This window comes from Burkholderia sp. CpTa8-5, assembly GCF_017815045.1.
Taxonomy (GTDB): domain Bacteria; phylum Pseudomonadota; class Gammaproteobacteria; order Burkholderiales; family Burkholderiaceae; genus Burkholderia; species Burkholderia sola.
In genome coordinates this window covers 79884-103495 of the sequence record NZ_JAGIQD010000020.1, presented here as the reverse complement: position 1 = coordinate 103495, position 23612 = coordinate 79884, and the positions used below count along the sequence as shown (strand labels likewise).

At 65.9% G+C, this 23612-nt stretch carries 21 protein-coding genes and 1 pseudogene; 11 read left to right on the top strand and 11 right to left on the bottom strand.

What is annotated here, in order from left to right:
- Positions 1–129: 129 nt before the first annotated feature.
- Positions 130–1524 (top strand): tRNA uridine-5-carboxymethylaminomethyl(34) synthesis GTPase MnmE, encoded by a 1395-nt coding sequence (mnmE, locus tag J8I35_RS25720; protein ID WP_176016688.1) that lies wholly within the window; start codon positions 130–132, stop codon positions 1522–1524.
- A 102-nt stretch (positions 1525–1626) separates the two neighbouring features.
- Here the strand turns inward: mnmE and J8I35_RS25715 are convergent, their stop codons facing one another.
- From J8I35_RS25715 to J8I35_RS25695, 6 genes are all read right to left on the bottom strand, one after another.
- Positions 1627–2001 (bottom strand): hypothetical protein, encoded by a 375-nt coding sequence (locus tag J8I35_RS25715; RefSeq protein WP_209927612.1) that lies wholly within the window; start codon positions 1999–2001, stop codon positions 1627–1629.
- 19 nt (positions 2002–2020) lie between these two features.
- Entirely contained in the window at positions 2021–3238 is a 1218-nt protein-coding gene (locus tag J8I35_RS25710) for a DUF6402 family protein (RefSeq protein WP_209927610.1), read from the bottom strand.
- Between the two features lie 496 nt (positions 3239–3734).
- Positions 3735–3860, bottom strand: coding sequence for a hypothetical protein (locus J8I35_RS34875; RefSeq protein WP_256097665.1), 126 nt, complete (start codon positions 3858–3860; stop codon positions 3735–3737).
- A gap of 149 nt (positions 3861–4009) precedes the next feature.
- Complete coding sequence (locus J8I35_RS25705; protein ID WP_209927609.1) at positions 4010–5368, bottom strand: sensor domain-containing diguanylate cyclase; 1359 nt, start codon at positions 5366–5368, stop codon at positions 4010–4012.
- Positions 5369–5477: 109 nt separating this feature from the next.
- Positions 5478–5726 carry a DUF2795 domain-containing protein gene (locus tag J8I35_RS25700; protein WP_209927607.1) on the bottom strand — a complete coding sequence of 83 codons (249 nt, stop codon included), beginning with the start codon at positions 5724–5726 and terminating at the stop codon, positions 5478–5480.
- A gap of 118 nt (positions 5727–5844) precedes the next feature.
- Positions 5845–6015 (bottom strand): hypothetical protein, encoded by a 171-nt coding sequence (locus J8I35_RS25695; RefSeq protein WP_006489933.1) that lies wholly within the window; start codon positions 6013–6015, stop codon positions 5845–5847.
- Between the two features lie 151 nt (positions 6016–6166).
- On the opposite strand from J8I35_RS25695, the gene speG reads away from it, so the two are divergent.
- From speG to J8I35_RS25680, 3 genes are all read left to right on the top strand, one after another.
- Positions 6167–6724, top strand: coding sequence for a spermidine N1-acetyltransferase (speG, locus tag J8I35_RS25690; protein ID WP_050011094.1), 558 nt, complete (start codon positions 6167–6169; stop codon positions 6722–6724).
- Positions 6725–7212: 488 nt separating this feature from the next.
- Entirely contained in the window at positions 7213–7560 is a 348-nt protein-coding gene (locus J8I35_RS25685; protein WP_124556203.1) for a hypothetical protein, read from the top strand.
- 189 nt (positions 7561–7749) lie between these two features.
- The gene (locus J8I35_RS25680) at positions 7750–8304 is read left to right on the top strand and encodes a YaeQ family protein (protein WP_050011096.1); all 555 of its coding nucleotides are present in this window, start codon (positions 7750–7752) and stop codon (positions 8302–8304) included.
- A gap of 31 nt (positions 8305–8335) precedes the next feature.
- Here J8I35_RS25680 and J8I35_RS25675 read toward each other — a convergent pair whose 3' ends face one another.
- Positions 8336–8749, bottom strand: coding sequence for a VOC family protein (locus J8I35_RS25675; protein WP_209927605.1), 414 nt, complete (start codon positions 8747–8749; stop codon positions 8336–8338).
- 429 nt (positions 8750–9178) lie between these two features.
- Between J8I35_RS25675 and ada the strand changes: the two genes are divergently transcribed.
- From ada to gshA, 3 genes are all read left to right on the top strand, one after another.
- Positions 9179–10270, top strand: coding sequence for a bifunctional DNA-binding transcriptional regulator/O6-methylguanine-DNA methyltransferase Ada (ada, locus tag J8I35_RS25670; protein WP_209927603.1), 1092 nt, complete (start codon positions 9179–9181; stop codon positions 10268–10270).
- On the top strand, positions 10267–11226 hold the full coding sequence (locus tag J8I35_RS25665; RefSeq protein WP_209927600.1) for an AlkA N-terminal domain-containing protein: 960 nt from the start codon (positions 10267–10269) through the stop codon (positions 11224–11226). Before ada ends, J8I35_RS25665 begins: the two co-directional genes overlap by 4 nt.
- Before the next feature lie 464 nt (positions 11227–11690).
- The gene (gene gshA / locus J8I35_RS25660; RefSeq protein ID WP_209927598.1) at positions 11691–13304 is read left to right on the top strand and encodes a glutamate--cysteine ligase; all 1614 of its coding nucleotides are present in this window, start codon (positions 11691–11693) and stop codon (positions 13302–13304) included.
- Positions 13305–13379: 75 nt separating this feature from the next.
- Here the strand turns inward: gshA and J8I35_RS25655 are convergent, their stop codons facing one another.
- Positions 13380–13697 carry a DUF4148 domain-containing protein gene (locus J8I35_RS25655; protein ID WP_124556208.1) on the bottom strand — a complete coding sequence of 106 codons (318 nt, stop codon included), beginning with the start codon at positions 13695–13697 and terminating at the stop codon, positions 13380–13382.
- Between the two features lie 471 nt (positions 13698–14168).
- Here J8I35_RS25655 and J8I35_RS25650 point away from each other — a divergent pair, with 471 nt between their 5' ends.
- Entirely contained in the window at positions 14169–15809 is a 1641-nt protein-coding gene (locus tag J8I35_RS25650; RefSeq protein WP_124556209.1) for an L-lactate permease, read from the top strand.
- Positions 15810–15908: 99 nt separating this feature from the next.
- On the opposite strand, the gene J8I35_RS25645 is transcribed toward J8I35_RS25650, so the two are convergent.
- Positions 15909–16826, bottom strand: coding sequence for a LysR family transcriptional regulator (locus J8I35_RS25645; RefSeq protein ID WP_050011102.1), 918 nt, complete (start codon positions 16824–16826; stop codon positions 15909–15911).
- 229 nt (positions 16827–17055) lie between these two features.
- Here J8I35_RS25645 and J8I35_RS25640 point away from each other — a divergent pair, with 229 nt between their 5' ends.
- Positions 17056–19227, top strand: a complete 2172-nt coding sequence (locus J8I35_RS25640) for a phospholipase C, phosphocholine-specific (RefSeq protein WP_209927596.1) — start codon at positions 17056–17058, stop codon at positions 19225–19227.
- 217 nt (positions 19228–19444) lie between these two features.
- The gene (locus J8I35_RS25635; RefSeq protein ID WP_209927594.1) at positions 19445–20170 is read left to right on the top strand and encodes a phosphonate utilization associated transcriptional regulator; all 726 of its coding nucleotides are present in this window, start codon (positions 19445–19447) and stop codon (positions 20168–20170) included.
- A 263-nt stretch (positions 20171–20433) separates the two neighbouring features.
- On the opposite strand, the gene J8I35_RS25630 is transcribed toward J8I35_RS25635, so the two are convergent.
- Positions 20434–21822 (bottom strand): FAD-dependent oxidoreductase, encoded by a 1389-nt coding sequence (locus J8I35_RS25630; protein WP_209927592.1) that lies wholly within the window; start codon positions 21820–21822, stop codon positions 20434–20436.
- Positions 21823–21969: 147 nt separating this feature from the next.
- Positions 21970–22152: pseudogene (locus tag J8I35_RS25625) on the bottom strand (2-aminoethylphosphonate--pyruvate aminotransferase); the annotation flags it as partial.
- Between the two features lie 201 nt (positions 22153–22353).
- On the opposite strand from J8I35_RS25625, the gene phnA reads away from it, so the two are divergent.
- A complete protein-coding gene (gene phnA, locus J8I35_RS25620; protein ID WP_209927588.1) occupies positions 22354–23592 on the top strand; it encodes a phosphonoacetate hydrolase in 1239 nt (412 codons plus the stop codon).
- The last annotated feature ends 20 nt before the right edge of the window (positions 23593–23612 follow it).

Genomic DNA, 23612 nt, shown 5'->3' with positions numbered 1-23612 from the left:
GGCGAGTCCGAATCGGGCGCCGCGGCCGGTGGCTGATGAGCCCGCACGCTACAATGCCGGCGTTCCTCTGCCCGAACTGTTGCGCGGGCGCACCATTGACTCGCTGATTACCCGATTGCTCTGATTGCCATGCTCGCTACCGATTCCGATCCGATCGTCGCCATTGCCACTGCTGCCGGCCGGGGCGGCATCGGCGTCGTCCGCGTGTCGTTCGGGCGCGGCGGCGAGGCGGCCGCGCTGCCGCTGGTCGACGCGTTGTGCGGGCAGACACTCGCGCCGCGCCATGCGAGCTACGTGCCGTTCCTCGACGCGCACGGCGCGCCGCTCGACCGCGGGATCGCGCTGTATTTCCCGGCGCCGCATTCGTATACCGGCGAGCACGTGCTCGAACTGCAGGGGCATGGCGGGCCGATCGTGATGCAGTTGCTGCTGCAGCGTTGCCTGGATGCAGGGCGCGACTTCGGGCTGCGGCTCGCGGAGCCGGGCGAATTCACGCGGCGCGCGTTCCTGAACGACAAACTCGACCTTGCGCAGGCCGAGGCCGTCGCCGACCTGATCGAGGCGAGCACCGAGGCGGCCGCGCGCTCGGCCGGGCGTTCGCTCGACGGCGCGTTCTCGCGGCAGATCCATGCGCTCGTCGAGGACGTGATCACGCTGCGGATGCTGGTTGAGGCGACGCTCGATTTTCCGGAGGAGGAAATCGACTTCCTCGAAGCGGCCGACGCGCGCGGCAAGCTCGCGAGGATTCGCGAACAACTCGCACACGTGCTCGGCGACGCGCGGCAGGGGGCGCTGTTGCGTGAAGGGCTGTCGGTCGTGCTGGCGGGGCAGCCGAACGTCGGCAAGTCGTCGCTGCTGAATGCGCTGGCGGGCGCCGAGCTGGCGATCGTCACGCCGATCGCCGGCACGACGCGCGACAAGGTCGCGCAGACGATCCAGGTCGAAGGGATTCCGCTGCACATCATCGATACGGCCGGGTTGCGCGAGACGGAAGACGAAGTCGAGCGGATCGGCATTGCACGCACGTGGAGCGAGATCGAGCGTGCGGATGTCGTGCTGCATCTGCTCGATTCGCGCACGGGGATGACGCCGGACGACGGGACGATCGCCGCGCGGTTTCCGGCCGGCGTGCCGGTGGTGCGCGTGCTGAACAAGACGGATCTGACCGGCGTGCCGGCGTGCGTCGAGCATCCGGCGGCGGAAGGCGATCTGACCGAGGTGCACCTGTCGGCGAAGCGCGGCGACGGGATCGATATGTTGCGTGCCGAGCTGCTGCGGATTGCGGGGTGGCAGGCGGGGGCGGAAGGCGTGTATCTCGCACGCGAGCGGCATCTGATCGCGCTGCGGGCCGCGCAGGAACATCTTGCACAGGCGGCGGATCATGCGGAGCAACGCGCTCAGTCGCTCGATCTGTTTGCCGAGGAGCTGCGGCTCGCGCAGGAGCAGCTCAATGCGATTACCGGGGAGTTTACGTCGGATGATCTGCTGGGGGTGATTTTCAGCAGGTTTTGTATCGGGAAATAGAAACGAAAAGGATTGCAGGCCGGGAATGGCACGGCCATTGCCCGGTTATAGAGCATGTCTGCATCCGCGTGACGACTGCCAACCAGGTTGCCACAGTGGTTTTTACAGGCGCGGACGTGCCGCTAGCAGCCGATCGATGAACGCTGGCGGAAGCGGTATATATACAGAATCATCTCCGCCGTCGCCTTTTGAAAAGGCCACGTAGGCATCGCTATAGCTATTCCAGGAAATTTCGGGAGTAGGTGTGTTAAATGTGTGCTGAGCTAGCAACCTTCCGGTTTGCGCGCGGTATACGCGGCCAACGTACCGAGAATCTCCACCCGGAACCCAGGCTAAAAGGCACAGGTCGGCAATATATATTCCATCTGGAGATGTCGATTTTCTACATTCTTCCCCTTGAGGGGTTCTGTCAAAGGCAAAAATGCCGATCAGTGCCGCAAAGAGCAATGAGAAGATAATTTTTGAAGAATTCGTCATGATTTTTTGTTGGGTTTGATCATAGCCGAATTTTTATGAATGGGGAAATTGGAATGTATTTTTTGTCGGAGTAGATGATAAAGTCCCCACCTCTGCCATGCATTTCAGACCATCTTCTAAAATCGATGTTCTCCACAGGATAGTAAACATTCCCTTTGATGAATGGATTGCCCCTGGCGACGGCGTATTTGACATATGGGACATGCTCGGAGTTCAAGAATGCAGCGGCTGCACTGTATGGGACGACGATGACGCCGTCGCTACTCCAGTGCCCTAAATATTGAGATCGCTCGCCTGACTTGTCGGTAAATGTATAGTTGTCTTTCACATACACCCACAGTCCCGTCACTTCGGCTGTCGTTCGGCGCGAATCCACATCCCATGAGAAGCGCGCACTTCCGAGCGCTGCATATATATTAAAGGAACCGAGCGCCCCGGATAAGTCATCGGGTACACCATTGTTGCGAAGCTGTGCATCCAGTTGAGTTCCAATTTTTTGCCCGAGCGTGCTGTCTACTCTTGAGTATTGAAATTGAAATCGTCGGTGGATGCTGCGAAGATCATTCCCGCAAATGTCGTCGGTATAGAGTCGCGTTGCACAGTCTTTGTACGGGAGCAGCAGCTTGTAGAGTTGGTTTATGGATTTTTGTGAGCGAATTTCTTCATTGATCAGGTGGTCGAATTGCTGCTTTGCCCGGGGGAAACGAAGAACCCAATCCAATTTAACGGTAGACATGTCGTACATGTCGGAGGGGTATGATAGTCCGTCTTGATTGATTTCCACCTCTTCGTCCGAAGAGGTGCGCGAGTAATTTAATTTTCCGGAAAACCATCGCTCCATCAGTGCGGCAGATGTCGGGAGGTATATCTTGCGCATTGTTGCGGGAATTTCCTGGATATCGAACGCTGGTACGGAATCGTCTCTTTTTAGTTTCACGATGGTGGGTTTGGGAGAATCGGGGGCATTGAGCCATGCTTGAAAGCGTGCCAGCGACTTGCCGACCCTCTCCAAACCATCAACCATTTTGTCAAGCGAGTCGCGCTTTGGCTCGGTGGATGCATGCTTGGGTTCGGCTACTTTCGGTTTTTGTAGTATCGGAAGCGGTGGTGCAGGCTTATCCATGGAAAGCGCGATGTTTGGAACGATTTTGCACCCATCTGCGCCGTCATGAAATTTCCATTTCCAAATGAACTTATTTATTGTGAAGTAGGGAATTTTATCCAGATCTGATGGCATTTCTGCTTTAGCTCCGTTGATGTTGGGCGGTATGCGTAATGCCTGTTACGCTAACGTGCTCATGCCCCGGAAATCAATCGAACTAGTTTGAAATGGTTATCCAGATGGTTGAGTTTCAGACGAAATATTCTTTGAACTTTCCCGGCCATCTAAGCGCGCTGGGCGCATGAGATCGCCGATGGGTAAGTCGATACCCGCAGGAACTGCGCTCTTTAAAATTCTTCTTGGCAAGGCAGTTGGAGCGAGCGTTAGCCCGCATCTAAACCACGAACTCGAGGAGAGGCCTAACGTTTCGTGGAATGGGCGTCTGTGGGTCGCCACGACGCTCGTGCCGCTGATGTCCACCGGGGCGGTGCCGACACGTCGGGTCCTTTCGAACTTCTCGCTGTCAATTTCGCCGCAGCGAGGGCGATATGCTGGACGACGGTCGAGGCATGACTGATCGAAGATCAGCCCACAAAGATGCGCGCCTCGAGCGTCCGGACCGTCACCTCTATCAATCCCAATGACGATGATGATGGTAATACCCACCCCCACCGTAATACCCGCCACCATCCGGCACGACGATACAGCCGCTCAACAACACGGCGACGCCGGCAATCAGCAAAAGGGCCTTCTTCATCGCGTTCACCTGCTCGGATTCAACATGAAACCCAGCATAGCGAGCGGCCCCGGCCCGGGCTGTAAGCGATCGTATCCCGGCGCCGCAATCCGTAACGGCGGATTATTCCGGTCACAATGACCGTAACAATTGGCCAAACAGCAGACGTTTCAGGCGACGACGACCCGGTTTCGCCCCGCATCCTTCGCCCGATACAGCGCGGCGTCGGCGGCTTCGATCAACGCGTCGGGGGTCGACAGATCGTCGGCCGACACGGTCGCGCAACCTACGCTGACGCTCACGCGTCCGGCCGGCGAGTCGGGCATCGCGAGGTCGAGCCGCAGCACCGCGTCGCGCACTTCGTCGGCCACCACCCGCGCACCGCGCGCGCCGGTGTTCGGCAGCACGACCGCGAACTCCTCGCCGCCGTAACGCGCGACGATATCGGACGGCCGCCGCACCGCGCCGGTCAGTGCATTCGCGACGGCGATCAGGCACGCATCGCCCTTCACGTGACCGAACGCGTCGTTGTATGCCTTGAAGTGGTCGACGTCGACCATCAGCAGCGACAGCGGTTCGCCCTGCCGCCGCGCCTGCAGGAACAGCGTGTGGAAATGATCGTTGAAATGGCTGCGGTTGAACGCGCCCGTGAGCCCGTCGCGCGCGGACGAGCGGATCAGCGTCGCGTGCGCTTCGAACAACTGCTGATACAGCATCGTCACTTCCCACGCGAGCACGCACACGAGCACGCCGGGCGTGAACATGCTGAACACGCGCGCGACATACCAGCCGACCGTGAAGCGGTTCGTGCTCAGCAAGTTCAGCGTCGTATCGGTGAGGCACGCGAGCACCGCGATCGCGAGCCACAGGTCGAGCGTCGTGCGCAGCCGGCCGGTGACCAGTACGGCCACGAGCGCGAGCACATTGAGAATCCACACGACGAGCGCGATGCCGTTGACGGGCAGCACGGCAGCGTCGCGGGGCGGATGGAACGCGGGCGGCAGCGACACGTTCAGCGCGATCGCGCACAGGAGCGCCGCGGCGACGGCCGGGCCGCCGACCAGCGCGATCGTCCAGCGGCGCGTCTCCTTCGCGCCGACCGGGGCGCGCGTCAGCCGCTCGCGGGCGAACAGCGCGGCCATCACGAAGCACGGAAAGCCGGCATGCCAGAAGATCCACATCCATGCGGCGCTTTGCGGGCGCGCGCCGAGCAGGCCGTGCGGCGCGAACACGCCGGGAAAGGTGAGCAGTTGCAGCGCGACGGCGAGCGCGGTGAACGCGTAGGCGCCGCCGAGCGCACCGAGCACGGGCTGGCGCGTGACGGTGAATTGCGCGCCGAGGAAGAACGCCGCGATGCTCGCGGTCGTGAACACGGTGAGCGCGCACATCGGCATGAACGGCTCGACGGGCGGCAGCGCGACGTTCGCGTGCGGCGCGGCGATCCCGAGCGTGAGCAGGATGACGAGCGCCGTCAGCGCGCCGAACCACAGCTGACGTTGCGTCGTGTGCTGGATCAGGATGCCTTCCATGGAGTCCCCCGGACACGCGTGCGAAGCGCCCGATCTTGCGCCGGGCGGCACGCATCCCGATCGCGGCGCGACCGGTGCGGCCCGATCCTATCGCGTTATTGGCATCCGCTCAAATGCCGAGCCCCGGGCCGAAGTTGCCGGCGACGCAGCGCGTGACGGCGTCGACGTCCGCGTAGTCCTGTTCGGGCAGGCCGTCGAGCATCGACAGCACCTCGTTGCTGGCGCCGGCGTCGCGCGCGGCATCGACGATCGCATCCTTGTTCGCTGGATAGCGGACGGCCGCCAGCACATCGGCGATCTGCAGATCGATCGTTTCGTTCGGGATATCGTGCGGGGGAATGGCGGACTTGTCGTTCACGTCGGTGTCTCGCGGGTGGGGCGGGAATGGGATCGAGCGCAAGAGCTGTACCCGCATCGCATGTTACCCGGTCCAGATGGCCCGGCCGGCGCGGGCGGCGAATCGGCGGTGATCGAAGTCAGTGCCCGCGTCGCACGCGGCGCCACGGATGCTTCCAGTCGATGTGCGGCGCGTTCTCGTCGCGCGGATGCTGGCGACGGTGCTCCTGCCAGAGTTCGTCGGAAAACAGCGCGGCCACGATGACGAGCGGCAGCACGAGGAAAATTCCGAGGATGACTTGCTCGATCACGATAGCCTCCTTGCGGTGGCAGGAACCCTTGCTCCCATTCTAGGCTCTGAACTGCGCCCGCGTTCAAATTCTTACAGTGCGAAACGGGCCCGAACGCGGCCACGCCGCGCGGGCGTTCCGCAAGTGCGCCGGCCTCAAAAAGGACATGACCATGCAACTCCAGAACGATACCAACACGCTCGCGCTGCGGCCGCTGGAGCGCCAGGACCTGCGCTTCGTCCACGAGCTGAACAACGACGCGAAGATCATGCGCTACTGGTTCGAGGAGCCGTACGAAACCTTCTCGGAACTGTCGCAACTGTACGACCGCCACGTGCACGACCAGCGCGAACGCCGTTTCGTCGCGGTCGACGCGCAAGACGAACTGGTCGGCCTCGTCGAGCTGATCGAGCTCGACTACATCCACCGCCGCGGCGAGTTCCAGATCATCATCGCGCCGCAGTGCCAGGGGCGCGGCTACGCCGGCCAGGCGACGCGCCTCGCGATCGAGTACGCGTTCAAGGTGCTGAACATGCGCAAGCTTTACCTGATCGTCGATACGTCGAATGCGGCGGCGATCCACGTGTACGAAAAATGCGGATTCCAGCACGAGGCCGAATTGAAGGAAGAATTTTTCGGGAATGGTGCGTATCACAACGCTTATCGCATGTGCATTTTCCAGCGCGATTATTTCGAGCGCCAGCAAATCGGGTCGAATAAGGCAGGGTAAACACCACGCGGACGAAAGGCGCTTGCGATAGGGCTTCAAGGCGCCGAATGGATGCGGGGAACTACGGATAAATACGGATGCGCTTATACCTGGCATTTTTCTTGTATCAGGTAAATGCGATTCCGCACTGCGGTAAAGTCGAATCGTTTCGGATGACTTTATGTGCAACGCATCAAAATGATCCGGATAGCGAAATGGATTATCCAAACCGTTCAATCGATGCATTGTAACTTTGCTGAAAGCCTTGCCGGATAACGGTTTCCGCCCGGCGGCCAAGGCCTATCCGCCATTCGGCGACGCTTGCCGCGCGCGCCCGTCGCGCCAAAAGCCGCCTGCGCACGGGGTGCGACAATCCGCCGCTATTGCGGTCGCACAATAAATGTGCTTGCTATCGTTTACCGGTCTTCTAAAGTGAAAAACGTGGGTTCACGATCACCTTTAAACACATAGCTAACCCGGCCTGGTGCCCGCAAGCCTGGAGACAGAACATGACGAAGCGTACCGGTGTCCTTTTTGCCCTTGTCGGCGCATTTTGCGCTGTGTCGATTGCGCAGGCCGGCGGCGATTCGGCCGTCAAGCCGAAGCAGGAAATCCAGCTGACGAAGAATGCATGGGGCTGCCTGTCGAAAGACAATCTGGATTCCGTACTGAATCACGAACGTGACGGCAAATCGCAGGCGAAGCAGCAGTACTTCGACGACTTCCGCTGCCTGTCGGTGCCGGAAGGCCAGCGTTTCCGCGTGGTGGCGGTCGACCAGGGCGACGTGCAATTCGTCAGCGCGGACAATAGCGACCAGCAAGGTCTCTGGACCGATTCGCGCTTCGTCAAGCAGTAACCGTCGATTCGCCGCGCCGTCGCACGACGCGCGAGCGCGCCGGCCCGACGAGCGGGCGGCGCGAACCGAACACGGCCCGGCGCATGCCGGGCCGTTGCGCTGTGAACGGCGCATGACGCACGCCGGACGGCGCGCATTCGGTATCATCACGGCCCGACCGAACCGAATGCCCGCCCGGGCCGCATCCGCATGGCGCTGAAATCCACGATCTACAAAGCCGAACTGCAAATCGCCGACATGGATCGGCATTACTACGCCGATCACGCGCTGACGGTGGCGCGCCATCCGTCGGAAACCGACGACCGGATGATGGTGCGCATCGTCGCGTTCGCGCTGTTCGCGCATGAGCGGCTCGAATTCTGCAAGGGGCTGTCGGACGTCGACGAGCCCGACCTGTGGCAGAAGGACCTGACGGGCGCGATCGACGTGTGGATCGAGGCCGGCCAGCCGGACGAGCGGCGCATCTCGAAGGCGGCCGGCCGTGCCGGGCAGGTCACGGTGATCGCGTACGGCGGCAAGACGTCGGATATCTGGTGGCAGGGCGTGCGCAGCAAGGTCGAACGGCTGCGCAACGTGCAGGTGCTGTCGCTCGCCGACGGCGTCGCGGCCGCGCTCGGGCGGCTCGCGGCGCGCACGATGCGCCTGCAGTGCACGGTGCAGGACGGCACCGCGTGGGTCTCGAGCGCCGACCACGATCCGGTCGCGGTCGAATGGACGGTGCTGAAGGCGCGCGAGGGCGCGTAAGGGGCCGTCAGGGCCCGCGCGCCGGCCGCGTTCAGCCGAGCGCGGCCGGCGGCCCCTTGAATTCGACCATGTTCCCTTCGGGATCGAACAGGTAGATCGACGGCCCGTAACCGCCGGCGCCGTAGCGTTCGGCCGGCGCGCCCGGTCGCGCGCCATGCGCAGCGAAATGGGCGATCAGTGCGTCGGGATCGAACGGCTCGACGCGCAGGCACAGGTGATCGAGGTTGCGCCCGGTGCCGGGCGGGCCGCTGTCGGGACGGTCGATCGGGCCGCCGACCGTCAGCAGGTCGATCAGCACGTCGCCGGCGCGCAGTTGCACGAGGCCCAGATCGGGCTGCTCCTTCTCCACATGGCAACCGACGGCATCGCAGTAAAAGCGTGTCATTGCCGCCATGTCGGTCACGCGCAGCACGATGTGATCGATTCCGCGGATGGTGGGCTTCATGGGCGGGACTCCTTCGCAGTCGACGAGCATCGAGTGTAGACGCATCGCGCCTGCGCTGCCGGCCGGCACGCGGCACAATCGACGGACGAAAAAAAGCCCGTTCACGCAGAGCGGAACGGGCTTAATCCATATCAGGAGGAGACATGGAGGAGACAGTTCCAACTATACACACGGCGATGGTGCGACGCAATATTCCGATTGCAAAAAAACGTCAGGACGGCGATTTGTCGCATCCGCACTGCAGCAAAACGGTGACGGGACGATGACGAAAACCGCGCCGGAGCGGCCGCCGCGCGGGTTTCGTCGGGTTTATTTCGATCGATACGGCCCCGATTCGCCGACACGAATCACAGAGCAAGATTCAGGGCGCGACGGCATGTGCCGATAGCTAGAGTAGGCACCATCTACACTAGAAAGTGCGAGGTTCAGATGAAAACCGCCTATCCGACCGACGATGCCCGCTGGGCCGCCGTGACCACGCGCGATCCGCATGCGGACGGCGCGTTCTTCTATGGCGTCCGCACGACCGGTGTGTTCTGCCGCCCGACCTGCGCGTCGCGGCAGCCGCGCCGCGAGAACGTGTCCTTTTTCGCCGATCCGGCGGCCGCCCGCGCGGCCGGCTTCCGGCCCTGCAAGCGTTGCCAGCCGGAAGGGCTGCCGCGCGAGCTGGAAATCGTCAATCGTGCGTGCGCGGTGCTCGACGCGCAGGCCGAGCGGCTCACGTTGCAGCAGTTGAGCGACGCCGTGCACGTGAGCCCGTTTCATCTGCAGCGGCTCTTCAAGCGTGTGGTCGGCGTGTCGCCGCGGCAGTACCAGGCCGCGCAGCGCGGCGCCGCGCTCCGGCAGGCGCTGCAAAGCGGGCAGCCGGTCACGCAGGCGGCCGTCGATGCGGGGTTCAACTCGCCGTCGCGGCTCTATGCGTCGGTGCCGCGCGAGCTGGGGATGGCGCCGTCCGCGTTCCGTCGCCAGGGCGCCGGCCTGCGGATCGGCTTTGCGACCGCGTCGACGTCGCTCGGCACGGTGCTCGTCGCCGCCACTGAACAGGGCATCTGCCGGATCGCGTTCGGCGACGATGCGGCGTCGCTCGTCGGCGAACTCAAGGACGCATTCGCGCGGGCCGAACTGGTCGAATCGTCCGCGCGGCTCGCGCCGTTCGTCACGCAGATCCGCGCGTACCTCGACGGCACGCGGCACGCGTTCGACCTGCCGCTCGACATCGCGCCGACCGCGTTCCAGCAGCGCGTGTGGGAAGCGCTGACGCATATCCCGTACGGCGAAACGCGCAGCTATTCCGAGATCGCGGAGGCGCTCGGCTCGCCGCGCGCGGTGCGGGCGGTCGCGTCCGCGTGTGCGTCGAATCCGGTCGCGCTCGCGATTCCGTGCCACCGGGTCGTGCAAAAGGGCGGCGCGCTCGCCGGCTATCGCTGGGGTGTACGCCGCAAGGCGACGCTGCTCGCGGCCGAGGCGCGTCATGTTCACAACGATGAAGCCGAAGCCGAGACGGAGGGCAGTGCGGTTTGAGCATCGACACGATAACGATCACGTCCCTCGGGAACGGCGGCCTGGTGCCGCCGTCCGCGCAGATGGAACTGCGCTACAAGGCGCCGTACGACTGGGCGCGCGTGCTGCGCTTCTTCAGCGGGCGCGCGATTCCGGGCGTCGAGCAGGTTGCCGACGGCGTGTATCGCCGCATCGTCGATCTGCACGGCGCGGCGGGCCGCCTCACCGTCAAGAAGCATCCGCGCAAGCATTGCCTGATCGCGACCGTCGAAGGGGCGGTCGCGCGTCGCGTCGACGATGCGTTCGCCGCGCGCGTCGCGACAATGTTCGACCTCGGCGCCGATCCGGCCGCGATCGGCGGCGGCCTCGCGCGCGATCCGTGGTTCGCGCCGCTCGTCGAGGCCGCGCCGGGGCTGCGCGTGCCGGGCGCGTGGTCGGGGTTCGAGCTGGCCGTGCGCGCGATCGTCGGGCAGCAGGTGAGCGTGAAGGCCGCGACGACGATCGTCGGCCGGCTCGTCGAACGGGCCGGCGAACGCGTGATGCCGGAAGACGACGGCGCGCCCGCGTGGCGTTTCCCGACGCCCGACGCGCTGGCCGCGTGCGATCTCGACAAGATCGGGATGCCCGGCAAGCGCGTGGCCGCGCTGACCGGCGTGGCGCGCGCGGTGGCGGCCGGCGACGTGCCGGTCGATCGCGCGCATGCCGATCTCGCGACACTGCGCAGCGCGTGGCTCGATCTGCCCGGCATCGGCCCGTGGACCGTCGAATACATCGCGATGCGCGCATGGCGCGATCCGGATGCGTGGCCGGCCTCCGATCTCGTGCTGATGCAGTCGATCGCCGCGCGCGACCCGGCGCTCGACCGGCTCGCCAGCCAGAAACGCCGCACCGAAGGCTGGCGGCCGTGGCGCGCGTATGCGGCGCTGCATCTGTGGAACGAGGTGGCCGACCGGGCGGGCGGCGCGCGCGGCGGATAAGCGCGGCGGCCTGCGGCCGGGTGCGACTGCAGGAAGGCGGGCTGCAACCCATTGCGCGGGCGGTGCCAGCATGCGCCGAGTGCCGGCGTGACGCGGCCCGTCATGGCGATTCCATGCCTTCGGCACCGGCCGGAGGCCGCGCGTGCGACGCCTCCGCATGCGTCGTTTTCCGATCCATTCCGCGACACGGTTGCACCTGCCGCCAACCGTTCGCCGTTCCCATTCCGTCCGACGAATTCCGCTGACCGGCGTGCCGATCGCCCTCGTCCCGACCCGGCGATATGCGCCAGCGCTACCGCGCCCGGCCCGCCCGATCGCCCGCTCAGGCCCGCGCGCCGTGCTCGCGGCCACCTCAAGCGCGGCTTTCGGCGAGATGTTAAAGTGCCCGCTACCAACGAAGCGACCAACAATCCAGCCGGCCGCGCGCGGCGTTCTGCGCGCGGCCGTCACGCACTTGCGTCTCCATGTCGAACACCATGACTCACCGCCAGTCCGAACTGTTGCTGAAACGCCTCGACGCGCTGAGCTCGGGCCCGACGCGGCAGCATCTGCCCGACGGCCTGCGCGGCATCGAAAAGGAAAGCCTGCGCGTGACGCGCGACGGGATGATCGCGTTCACGCCGCATCCGCGCGCGCTCGGTTCGGCGCTCACGCATCCGGCGCTGACGACCGACTATTCCGAAGCGCTGATCGAACTGATCACGCCCGCGGAGCGCGACGCCGCGCTCACGCTCGAGCGCCTCGACGATCTGCATCGCTACGTGTATGCATCGCTCGGCGACGAGATGCTGTGGAACGAGTCGATGCCCGGCCTGCTGCCGGCCGACGACGAGATTCCGATCGCCAACTACGGCACGTCGAACATCGGCCGCCTGAAGACGGTGTACCGGCGCGGCCTCGCGTACCGCTACGGCCGCACGATGCAGTGCATCGCCGGCATCCACTACAACTACTCGCTGCACGAGGAAGTGTGGCGGCGCCTGCATGCGGACGAAGAGTCGACGGCGACGCTCGTCGATTACCAGTCGGAACGCTATCTCGCGCAGATCCGCAATTTCCGCCGCCGCAGCTGGCTGCTGATGTACCTGTTCGGCGCGTCGCCGGTGCTCGACACGAAGTTCCTGCGCGGCAAGCCGCACAAGCTCGACACGTTCGACGCCGATACGCTGTACCGGCCGTATGCGACCAGCCTGCGGATGAGCGATCTCGGCTACTCGAACACGACGGCCCAGGCCGCGCTGCACGTCGACTACAACACGCTGCCCGGTTATCTCGACGCGCTGTCGAAGGCCGTGAGCGAGCCGTATCCGGCGTACGAGGCGATCGGCACGCATCGCGACGGCGAGTGGATCCAGATCAACACGAACGTGCTGCAGATCGAGAACGAGTTCTACTCGACGATCCGGCCGAAGCGCGTCACGTATTCGGGTGAGCGGCCGCTGCATGCGCTCGCGTCGCGCGGCGTGCAGTACATCGAAGTGCGCTGCCTCGACATTGATCCATTCGAGCCGACCGGCATCGCGCTGGAGACCGCGCGCTTCATCGACGCGTTCCTGCTCGCGTGCGCGCTCGACGACAGCGCGCCGCTCGACTGCGACGCGTACAAGGAAGCGAACGCGAACTTCGGCAGCGTGACGCTGGACGGCCGCAAGCCGGGGCTCACGCTGACGCGCGACGGCCAGCCGGTCACGCTGCAGCAGTGGGCCGACGAGTTGATGGCCGATATCGAGATCGTCGGTCGCCGGCTCGACGAAATCCGCGGCGGCGACGAGCATGCGCGCGCGATCGCCGCGCAGCGCGAGAAGCTCGCCGATCCGGAGCGCACGCCATCCGCGCGCGTGCTGCGCACGATGCGCGAGAACGGTCAGTCGTTCCTCGCGTTCGCGCTCGCGCAGAGCGAAGCGCATGCCGCGCATTTTCGCGCGCGCCCGCCGTCGGCCGAGACGCTGCACGCCGAGCAGGCGCTTGCCGCGAAGTCGCTCGCCGAGCAGGCCGAGCTCGAAGCGAAGGAGGCCGGATCGTTCGACGCGTTCGTCGCCGCCTATCGCGCCTATACGCTGAACCGCTTCAGCGTGTGACGGTCGCGCATGCGGCCGGCGCAGGGTGCGCCGCGCCGCTGCCGCGCGATCCATCCGGTTCCGTCAGTGATCCGGTCAGTGATGCGCATACGTGCCGCGATCGACTGCGTGCGGCAGCGCCGGCTTGCCTGATTCCCCGTGCGCCCGGCCGTCGCTGCCGTAACCGGCGGCGTCGCCCTCACCGCGCGCCTGCGCGGCACGCTGCATGACCGCCTGCATGTTCCGCGGAAAGTCGGGACTGCTTGCGAGGCTCGCCCGGTAGCCGGCGGCCTGCAGTTCCACCAGTTCCTGACGGACCTGCGCGCGGGTGAGCGTCGACGCGGCTTGCGCGTGAGCGGCGAACGCCGCGCCGATCAGCACGCACGCGCATGCCGCGTGTTTCATCGTCTTCATCGTGTTGGCTCCGTGAGGTTCCGCCGCCGCGCCATCGGCGGCGCGGGCGGAAACGATGCAGCCAGTCTAGGCTTCGGACGCCAAACGAAACATCCTCGTGGCGGGCAGTCACCTTTTCCGGTCGCGCAACATTGCGCGCACCGGTGAGGCGGCCGCGGCGGGCTGCCTGTCGAACGCGACAGCGGCGCGCCATCTGCCGGCCATCGTGCGGCGGCCGGTTCGCATCGGCTCGCCCGCATCGGGCTTCTCCCCCTTGTACAAGCGCGTTGCGCCTCCTAACCTCTTTTAAGCAACCGATCGGTTGGCCGCGCAACGTCGTTGCGTACGCAAGCGCCCGAGCGCGGTCGTGACCGCAGGACATCGCCTTGTACCGAGCCCGGCGCATCGACATGCGAACCCGGGTCGGCCGCACAAGGCATGGGACCCGAGTAGACGCTGAAGCGCCGACTCGGGTCGACATCTGGAGACACGATGAACCCCACCGACGCCCTCCCGCCCGGCATCGTCTTCGCGCAGCCGCTGACGCCCGTCGCGCACTCGCTGCTCCTGTCGTTCCTCGTCGCCGCGATCCCGATCGCGGTCGCGCTGATCGCGCTCGGCGTGCTGCGCCGCCCCGCGTGGCAGGCGTCGCTCGCCGGGCTCGTCGCGGGCCTCGCGGTCGCGATCGGCGCGTGGGGGATGCCGGCCGGGCTCGCGTTCAACGCGGTCGGCGCCGGCATGGCGCTCGCGGTCGTGCCGGTGATGTGGATCGTCTTCAACGCGCTGCTGCTGTACAACATCGCGGTGAAGTCGGGCCGCTTCGACCAGTTCCGGCAGTGGATGCTCGACAACCTGCCCGACGACCGCCGCCTCGTGCTGCTCGTCGTCGCGTTCTCGTTCGGCTGCCTGCTCGAAGGGATCTCCGGATTCGGCACGCCGGTCGCGATCACGAGCGCGCTGCTGATCGCGCTCGGCTTCCCCGCGCTCGAAGCGCTCACCTATACGCTGCTGTTCAACACGGCGCCGGTCGCGTTCGGCGCGCTCGGCGTGCCGATCACCGTGCTCGGCGCGGTCACGTCGCTGCCGCCCGCGACGCTCGCGCAGATGGTCGGCCGCCAGTTGCCGTTCTTCGCGCTGCTGCTGCCGTTCTATGTGGTCGGCGCGTATGGCGGGCTGCGCTCGATCGCGAAGCTGTGGCCCGCGCTGCTCGTGTCGGGCGGCAGCTTCGCGATCGCGCAGTTCGTCACGTCGAACTTCCTCGGCTACCAGCTCACCGACGTGCTGTCGTCGCTCTCGTCGCTGATCGTGACGATCGGCTTCCTGCAGCTGTGGAAGCCGCAGCCCGATCCGCAATACGCGCTCGCGCGCAGCGTGCCGGCCGCCGCCGGCGCCGCGCGCGCGGGCTTCGGCGGCTGGCTGCCGTGGCTCGTCGTGTCGGTGGTCGTGATCGTGTGGGTGCACGCGAACATCGCGGCGATCGGCGACGTGAAGATCAAGTGGCCGGGCCTGCACAACGCGGTGTACGTGTCGCTGTACCACAAGCCGTATGCGGCGATCTGGGATTTCCAGCCGCTCGGCACGGGCACCGCGATCCTGCTGTCGGCGATCATCACGGCCGCGCTGACGCGCACCGGGCCCGGGGCGTTCATCGAATGCGTGGTGAAGACGTGGCGGCAGACGTGGATCGCGATCGTCACCGTGATGATGATCGTCGGCCTCGCGTACCTGCTGAACTACTCCGGCATCAGCTATACGCTCGGCACCGGCGTCGCGTCGACGGGTGCGTTGTTCCCGCTGGTGTCGGCATCGCTCGGCTGGATCGCGGTGTTCCTGTCCGGCAGCGACACGTCGGGCAACGCGCTGTTTGGCAACCTGCAGGTCGTCGCCGCGCGGCAGCTCGGCCTCGACCCGGTGCTGATGGCCGCGACGAACTCGTCGGGCGGCGTGATGGGCAAGATGATCTCGCCGCAGAATATCGCGACGGGCGTGTCGACGACGGACCTGAAAGGGCAGGAAGGCGTCGTGTTTGCGCGCACCTTCTGGCACAGCGTGATCCTCACGCTGCTGCTCGGCGTGCTGGTGTTCCTGCAGCAGCACGTGCTGACCTGGATGATTCCGGCGCTGCCGAAGTGACGCACGGCGCCACGACAGAAGAAAGGCACGAGGAAAACAACGAGGGAAGGCGCGGGAAGAGCGCTAGGTCATGTGCGGAAGCGGTGAACGCGCGGCGGCTCAGCGTGCGTTCGCCCGCCGCGCCGGTTGTCCGTGGTCGGATGCGCCGGCTGCTTCAGCACGGCCCGGCAGGATGCACGCGAGGAACGCGTCGATCGCGGGGCTCTGGCGGCGCGCCTTCAGGTAGTACACGTATTCGTCGATCGTCGTGTCGACGCCGCGCAGCGCGATCACGCGCAAGTCCGGATGGCGTTCGGCTTCGCCGAGCGGAAAGAGGCTCCCGCCCACGCCATGCAGGATCGCCTCGCGAATCGCTTCGCGGCTGCCGATCTCGGCAACCGACGTGGCCGCGACGCCGGCCGCTGCGAGGATCGTCTCCGTGCAGCGGCGCGTGACCGACCCTTCCTCGCGGATCAGCAGCCGCACGTCGGCGAGCTGCGCCGCGTCGATCGAATCGAACCGCGCGAGCGAATGATGGCGGTGCACGACGAGCACGAGCGGATCGGTCGAGATCACCTTGCGTTCGAGGCCGTCGGCGTCGTTGCGCTGCGACGAGACCGCGAGATCGATGCGGAATTCCTGCAGCGCCTGCAGGATTTCCTCGGAGTTGCCGATCCGGCACGTGAGCGCGATCGACGGGTGCGCGCTCGAGAAGCGGCCGACCGCGTCCATGATGTAGTACGGGCCCGTCGCGCCGATCCTCAGATGGCCTTCGAACAGGCCGCCGATGTTGCGTAGCATGATGTCGGCCTGCGCCTCGAGCGCGATCATCTTCTCGACGAGCGGCAGCAGCTCGATGCCCGTCTCGGTCACCTCGAGCTTGCGGCCGCTGCGGTAGAACAGCTCGACGCCGTACAGTTGCTCGACCTGCCGGATCTGCGCGGCGATCGTCGGCTGGCTCACGCCCAGGTGGCGCGCGGCGCGCGTGATGCTGCCCTGCCGGACGGTCGCGTGGAACGCCTTCAGCTGATCGAACACGACTCGGCTTCTCCCCCCTCTTCATCGCGCGTCAGCGTAGCGTACGCATGTGTCGGCCGGATGAAAGGCGCGCCGTGCGAGACTTCGAAAAAAAGCTGGGGATGACGGCAAGAAACCTGCGGGAACCGGTCACGGCCGGGACATGCCGGTGCGGGGTAATAACGACGACGCAGATCGCCGGCCCCGCTCGCCCGGCGCCCCCACTCCCACCGACCACAGGGTGCTCTTCATGTCCTCGAACAATCGACGCGATTTCTTGCGCCTCGCCGCGCAGTCGGCCGGCGCGATGGCCGCCTACGCGGGCTTCCCGCCCGCGATCCGCAATGCGCTGGCGATGCCGGCCGCCTATCGTACCGGCACGATCCGCGACGTCGAGCACGTCGTGATCTTCATGCAGGAAAACCGTTCGTTCGACCATTACTTCGGCGGACTGCGCGGTGTACGCGGCTTCGACGACCCGCGTCCGCACCTGCTGCCGAACGGCGCGCCGGTGTGGCAGCAGCCGCCGGCGTCGGTGTTCACGAAGAACTACCATTCGCGCGGCCTCGATCCGCAGGCGCCGTACGTGCTGCCGTTCTACCTCGATCCGAAGCAGACGACCGAATTCCAGCCGGGTACCAATCACGGCTGGAGCAGTGGCCACCTGTCCTGGAACAACGGCCAGTGGGACCAGTGGGTGAACCAGAAGCAGGACGTGCTGACGATGGGCTACCTGAAGCGCCAGGATCTCACGTACCACTACGCGCTCGCCGACGCGTTCACGATCTGCGATTCGTACTTCTGCTCCGCGCACGCCGACACGGCGCCGAACCGCATCTACCTGTGGACCGGCACGGTCGACTCGCGCAACGTCTACGGCAGCGCGACGAACGGCCCGGGCATCGGCGAGCGCAACGACGTGAACGGCTACACGTGGACGACCTACGCGGAACGCCTCGAGAACGCGAAGATCAGCTGGAAGGTGTACCAGGGCGGCACCGGCATCCCGGGCGACCCGACCGACAACTACACCGACAACTCGCTGATGTTCTTCAAGCGCTTCCAGGTGAAGGAAGGCGCGAGCGGCCCGCTGGTCGACAAGGGCGCGTCGGACCACACGCTTGCCGAGCTGAAGGCCGACGTGCAGGCCAACCGGCTGCCGCAGGTGTCGTGGATCGTGTCGCCGTACAAGTACAGCGAGCATCCGCAGGCATCGCCGACGGACGGCGCGTTCTACATCAACATGGTGCTCGAGGCGCTGACGTCGAACCCCGAAGTGTGGGCGAAGACGGTGTTCATCCTGAACTACGACGAGAACGACGGGCTGTTCGACCACGTTGTGCCGCCGGTGCCGCCGGCCACGAGCGGCGTGGGCGGGCAGGGCATCGTGTCGTCGAACCTGCTGTCGAACCTCGGCGACGAACTGCTCGACCTGAACAAGTACCCGGGCGAAATGAGCCCGCTCGTGCCGGGCGCCGACCCGGGCGGCATCCAGCCGATCGGCCTCGGGCCGCGCGTGCCGTTGATCATCATTTCCCCGTGGACGAAGGGCGGCTGGGTCTGCTCGGAGACGTTCGACCATACGTCGGTGCTGCGTTTCCTCGAGGCGCGGTTCGGCGTGAAGGAGCCGAACATCAGCGCGTGGCGCCGGTCGATCTGCGGCGACCTCACGTCGGCGTTCGACTTCTCCGCGCGCCCCGACACGCGCACGGTCGGCTTCACGGTGCCGCAGCACATCGCCACCGCCGGCCAGGCGTACCAGGTGCCCGCGCAGCAGTCGATGCCGACGCAGGAGCCCGGCACGCGTCCGGCGCGCGCGCTGCCATACGAGCTGTTCGTGCACAGCCGCGTCGGCGCGCATGACGACACCGTGTCGCTCGACTTCGCGAACACCGGCGACGCGGGCGCCGCGTTCTACGTGTACGACCGCCGCAACCCGGCGACGCCGCCGCGCCGCTACGCGGTGTCCGCGCGCGACCGCTTCGTCGATACGTGGAGCACGTCGGCCGCGCGCGGCGACTATCATCTGGCTGCCTACGGCCCGAACGGCTATCTGTGCGAATTCCAGGGCAACACGCGGCTGGCCGCCGACGGCCGCCACGCGAACCCCGAAGCGAAGATCGGCTACGACGTGCGCAATCGTCACGTGTATCTGCAACTGCGCAACAGCGGGCGCGCGACGTGTCGCGTGTCGGTCGACAATGCGTACAGCCATGCACATGCACGCACGTACACGCTGGAGCCGGGCGAGCGCGTCGACGCGCACTTCGAGCTGTCGTCGAGCCACGGCTGGTACGATCTGACGATCACCGCGACGACGCTGCGCGGCGGCGACGACAAGGTCGTGCGCCGCTTCGCGGGCCACGTCGAAACGGGTCGGCCGAGCCACAGCGATCCGGGTCCGGTGAAGCGTACGGCCTGACGGCTGTGCAGGCGGTGGCGCGCGACGCGGGAGGGTTCGCCCGCATCGCGCGACCGCCGCGTGCCGGTTGCATGGCGATTGCGAATGTGAGTCGTACGCCGGACTGGCTTTTGGAAACTGAAAACTGTTGACAATTTGGTGGGGTGAGAGGTATACAACGACCACTCGCCGACATGGCGCCCTCGTTTTCACCTGCAGCCCCGCTGCCTGCCCGACCATGACTGCCCCGAACGCGCTCAGCGCCATCGAACTCCTGCAAAGCCAGTCGCTCGCGATGATCGTCCAGGACATGCTCGAGCGCGCGATCGTCTCCGGCGAATATGCACCGGGCGAAAAGCTCAACGAGGTCGATATCGCGACCCGGCTGAACGTGTCGCGCGGCCCGGTGCGCGAGGCATTCCGCGCGCTCGAACAGGCCGGCCTGCTGCGCAACGAGAAGAACCGCGGCGTGACCGTGCGCGTCGTGCCGCTGCGCGAGGCCGAGGAGATCTACGAAGTGCGCGCGATGCTCGACGAGTCGGTCGCGCGCGCGCTTTCGAAGCGCATCTCGCCCGATACGCTGAAAGTGCTGAAGGGCATCGTCCAGTCGATGAAGGGCGCCGCGAAGACGCACGACGTCACGCGCTATACCGAGCTGAACGTGCAGTTCCACGACGCGATGGTGGTCGGCGTCGGCAATACGCATCTCACCGATACCTACCGGCGGCTCGTGCGCCAACTCGGCCTGCTGCGTCAGGCGGCGATCGAGGCCGAGAAGGGTGCGATCGCCGTGTCGGCGGCCGAGCACGACAAGATCGTGCAGGCGCTCGCGGCCGGCGACGAGGACAAGGCCGTCGCGCTCGTGCGCGAGCACGTCGCGCACGGCCTCGCGCGGATGCGCCGCATGCATGAGCAGGGGCTGCCGGTGACGGGCAAGGCGGCGCGGGAGAAGGCGGGCGCGTAGGCTGTCGCGTTACCGGTCACGCACGTTCACGACGAAAGGCCGCGGAGCGGCTGGATCGCGACCGTCGCTTCGCTCGACGTTGATGATGTCCGGCCGAATGCGGTGATCGCCGGCGACCGATCCTTTGCCGCGCCGTTTATCGAAGAAATCGTCCAGTACCCAGCCGGTTCCGGATTCACAGCGCACTCGGGTGTATGCATGGATCTTTGCAACGCGATCCGCCTACGGGGCAGGTACTTCGATACGTTATCCGAATGATGTAATCACGCCTTATCCGCCTTCCCCGCCGCGCTCGCAAACTTCGCGAGCCACGTATCAACCGCCGACGGCTTCCGGCCGTCGTCCTCCGCGCGCTCCTTGCGACGAATCGCATTGCGCACCACGTGCGCGCCGACATAACGGATCGGCTCCGGCGGAAAATGGCCGAGCGGGCCGCGCACGATCGGGCTGCGCGTCCACGCGTTGTCGAGGCCGAGCACGAGCGACGACAGAATCTGCCCGCCCATGTAGGTTGGCCCGACGCCGTTGCCCGAATAGCCGAAGCCGTAGAACACGTTCGGCGCATCGTCGAGGTGGCCGAAGAACGGGAAGCCCGTCACCGAGCGATCCGACGGTCCGTTCCAGCTCGCGGTGATCGGCACGCCCGCAAGCGACGGGAAGAATTCGCGCAGGCTGCGCGTGAGCTGCGCCTCGTACGGCGAGCGGCGGTCGAACACGGGCGCGATGCGGCTGCGCCACGAAAACGTGTTGCCGCCTTTGCCGAGCATCAGCCGGCCATCGACGGTCGTGCGGTAGTAGTACACGAAGATCCGTGAATCGAGCACCGACACGCCGTCCACGAGCCCGGTCTTCTCCAGCAGATCCGGACATTTCTCCGTGATGACCATATCGCTCGACACGACCGCGATCGTCCGTTCGAACTGCGGAAAGCGGCTCGCCATCCACGCGTTGATCGCGAACACGAGCTTGGCCGCACTCACGCTGCCGGCCGGCGTGCGCACGACGGCCGGCTGGCCGGGCGTGAAGTCGAGCATCGGCGTGCGCTCGTAGATCCGGATGCCCATCGCAAGCGCGACGCGGCGCAGCCCGCGCACGAGCTTGCCGGGATGGACGGTCGCGGCGATCGGTGAGTAGAGCCCGTCAAGATTGCGCGCGGAGCCCGAGCGCCGTGCGACGTCGGCGGGCGGCAGCGGCTCGTAGCTGTGGATGCCGCACGCGGCGAGCGCATCGAGCACCGGTGCGAGCGTGCCGACCTGCGCGCGCGACGTCGCGGTGTACAGCGTGCCGTCGAGCCGCAGCTCCGCATCGATGCCGTGCGCGCGGCAGAAATCGGCGATGTGCTGCACGGCCGCTTCCGATGCCTTCACGAGCCGGATCGCCTCGGCTTCGCCAAACAGGCGCCGCAGCGTCAGGAATTTCGCGGACCACGTGAGCAGGCAACCGCCGTTGCGTCCGCTCGCGCCGGCGCCGCACAGGTCGGCCTCGAGGATCGCGATATCGAGCGCGGGGTGCTGCTGCTTCGCCTGGATCGCGGTCCAGAGGCCCGTGAAGCCGCCGCCGACGATGCACACGTCGGCCTGCGTCGCACCTTGCAGCGCGGGGGCGAGGTCGCCGTCGTTGAACAGCGCTTGTTCGATCCAGAAGGGTCGCATCGGGGTCGTACCAGTGAGGGTGAGGTTGCCGTGCCGCACACGGCGCAAAAACGAAAACCAGTGCAAACGCGAAACCGACACCGCCGCACCGCGATGCACGCCGGAGGGCTGCACGCCGCGCGCCGTCCTGCGGCCCGATTCGTCGAGTCAGGCCATCGCTTCCGTGGACATGCGGCGCGCGCCCATCGCCTTCAGCGTGTCGGCGATCGCTCCCGGAATACCGGCTTCATCGAAGTGGCCGATGCAGCGAACGCGGAACGCGTCGACCTCGGCGAGCGTGCCCCGAGACCGAATGTAGCCGCGCTTTTTGACCGCCTGATAAAAACCACGCCGCGGCCCGAGGCGGCCGGGGTGGTGGCCACCCTTCATGTTCCTCACCCGTCCGCCGTTTGCTTTCTGGCTTTCTGTTCTCTGCATATTGTTGACAATCTACAAATCATCCATTTTAATGTCAAGCCTGGAAACACACTTCCCATCGGCGCGGCGCGGGCGCCGACGGCTTACCCCTTCGATCGGAAAGGACTGAACGTCATGACTGAAACGCCTGTATCCGTGGAAGTGAATGGGCGCCGCTACAACTGGATGAGCCGGCCCGTGGTGGTCGTCTGCGTCGATGGCTGCGCATACGAATATCTGGAGGAAGCGGCCGAGGCCGGCGTCGCGCCGTTCCTGCGCACGCTGCTGAAGCCGGGCACGGCGCTCAAGGGCGAGTGCGTGGTGCCGAGCTTCACGAACCCGAACAACCTGTCGATCGTCACCGGCGTGCCGCCGGCGATCCACGGAATCAGCGGCAACTACTTCTACGATCGCGACACCGGCACCGAGGTGCTGATGAACGATCCGAAATACCTCGTCGCGCCCACCGTGCTCGCGGCCTTCGGCGAACAGGGCGCGCGCGTCGCGGTCGTCACCGCGAAGGACAAGCTGCGCCGCCTGCTCGGCAAGGGGCTGAAGGGCATCTGCTTCTCGTCGGAAAAGGCCGACGAAGCGAGTGTCGCCGAAAACGGCATCGACAACGTGCTGGAGCTGGTCGGCAAGCCGGTGCCCAGCGTGTACAGCGCGGATCTGTCCGAATTCGTGTTCGCGGCCGGCGTGCGCCTGCTCGAGACGCGCCCGATCGACCTGATGTACCTGTCGACCACCGACTACGTGCAGCACAAGTGCGCGCCCGGCACGCCCGGCGCGAACGCGTTCTACGCGATGATGGACACCTACCTGCAACGCCTCGACGCACTTGGCGCGATCGTCGCGATCACCGCCGATCACGGGATGAACGCGAAGCACGACGACACGACCGGCGAGCCGAACGTGATCTATCTGCAGGAGCTGTTCGACGAATGGCTCGGCCCCGATGCGGCGCGCGTGATCCTGCCGATCACCGATCCATACGTCGTGCACCACGGCGCGCTCGGTTCGTTCGCGACCGTCTACGTGCCGGCGACGGCCGACACCGATGCGCTGCGCGCGCGGCTCGCCGCGGTCGACGGCATCGAGGTCGTGCTGGCGGGCGCCGAAGGCTGCGCGCGCTTCGAGCTGCCGCCCGCGCGGATGGGCGACCTGATCGTGATCTCGAAGCAGGACGTCGTGCTCGGCACGCGCCGCATCAAGCACGACCTGTCGGGCCTCGACGTGCCGCTGCGCTCGCACGGCGGAATCTCCGAGCAGATCGTGCCGCTGATCTTCAGCAAGCCGGTTGCGGCCCACGTCACGGGCCGAGCGCGGCTGCGTAACTTCGACGTCATCGACATCGCGCTCAACCATCTGCAGTGACGCAGACGATCCGCCAGGAG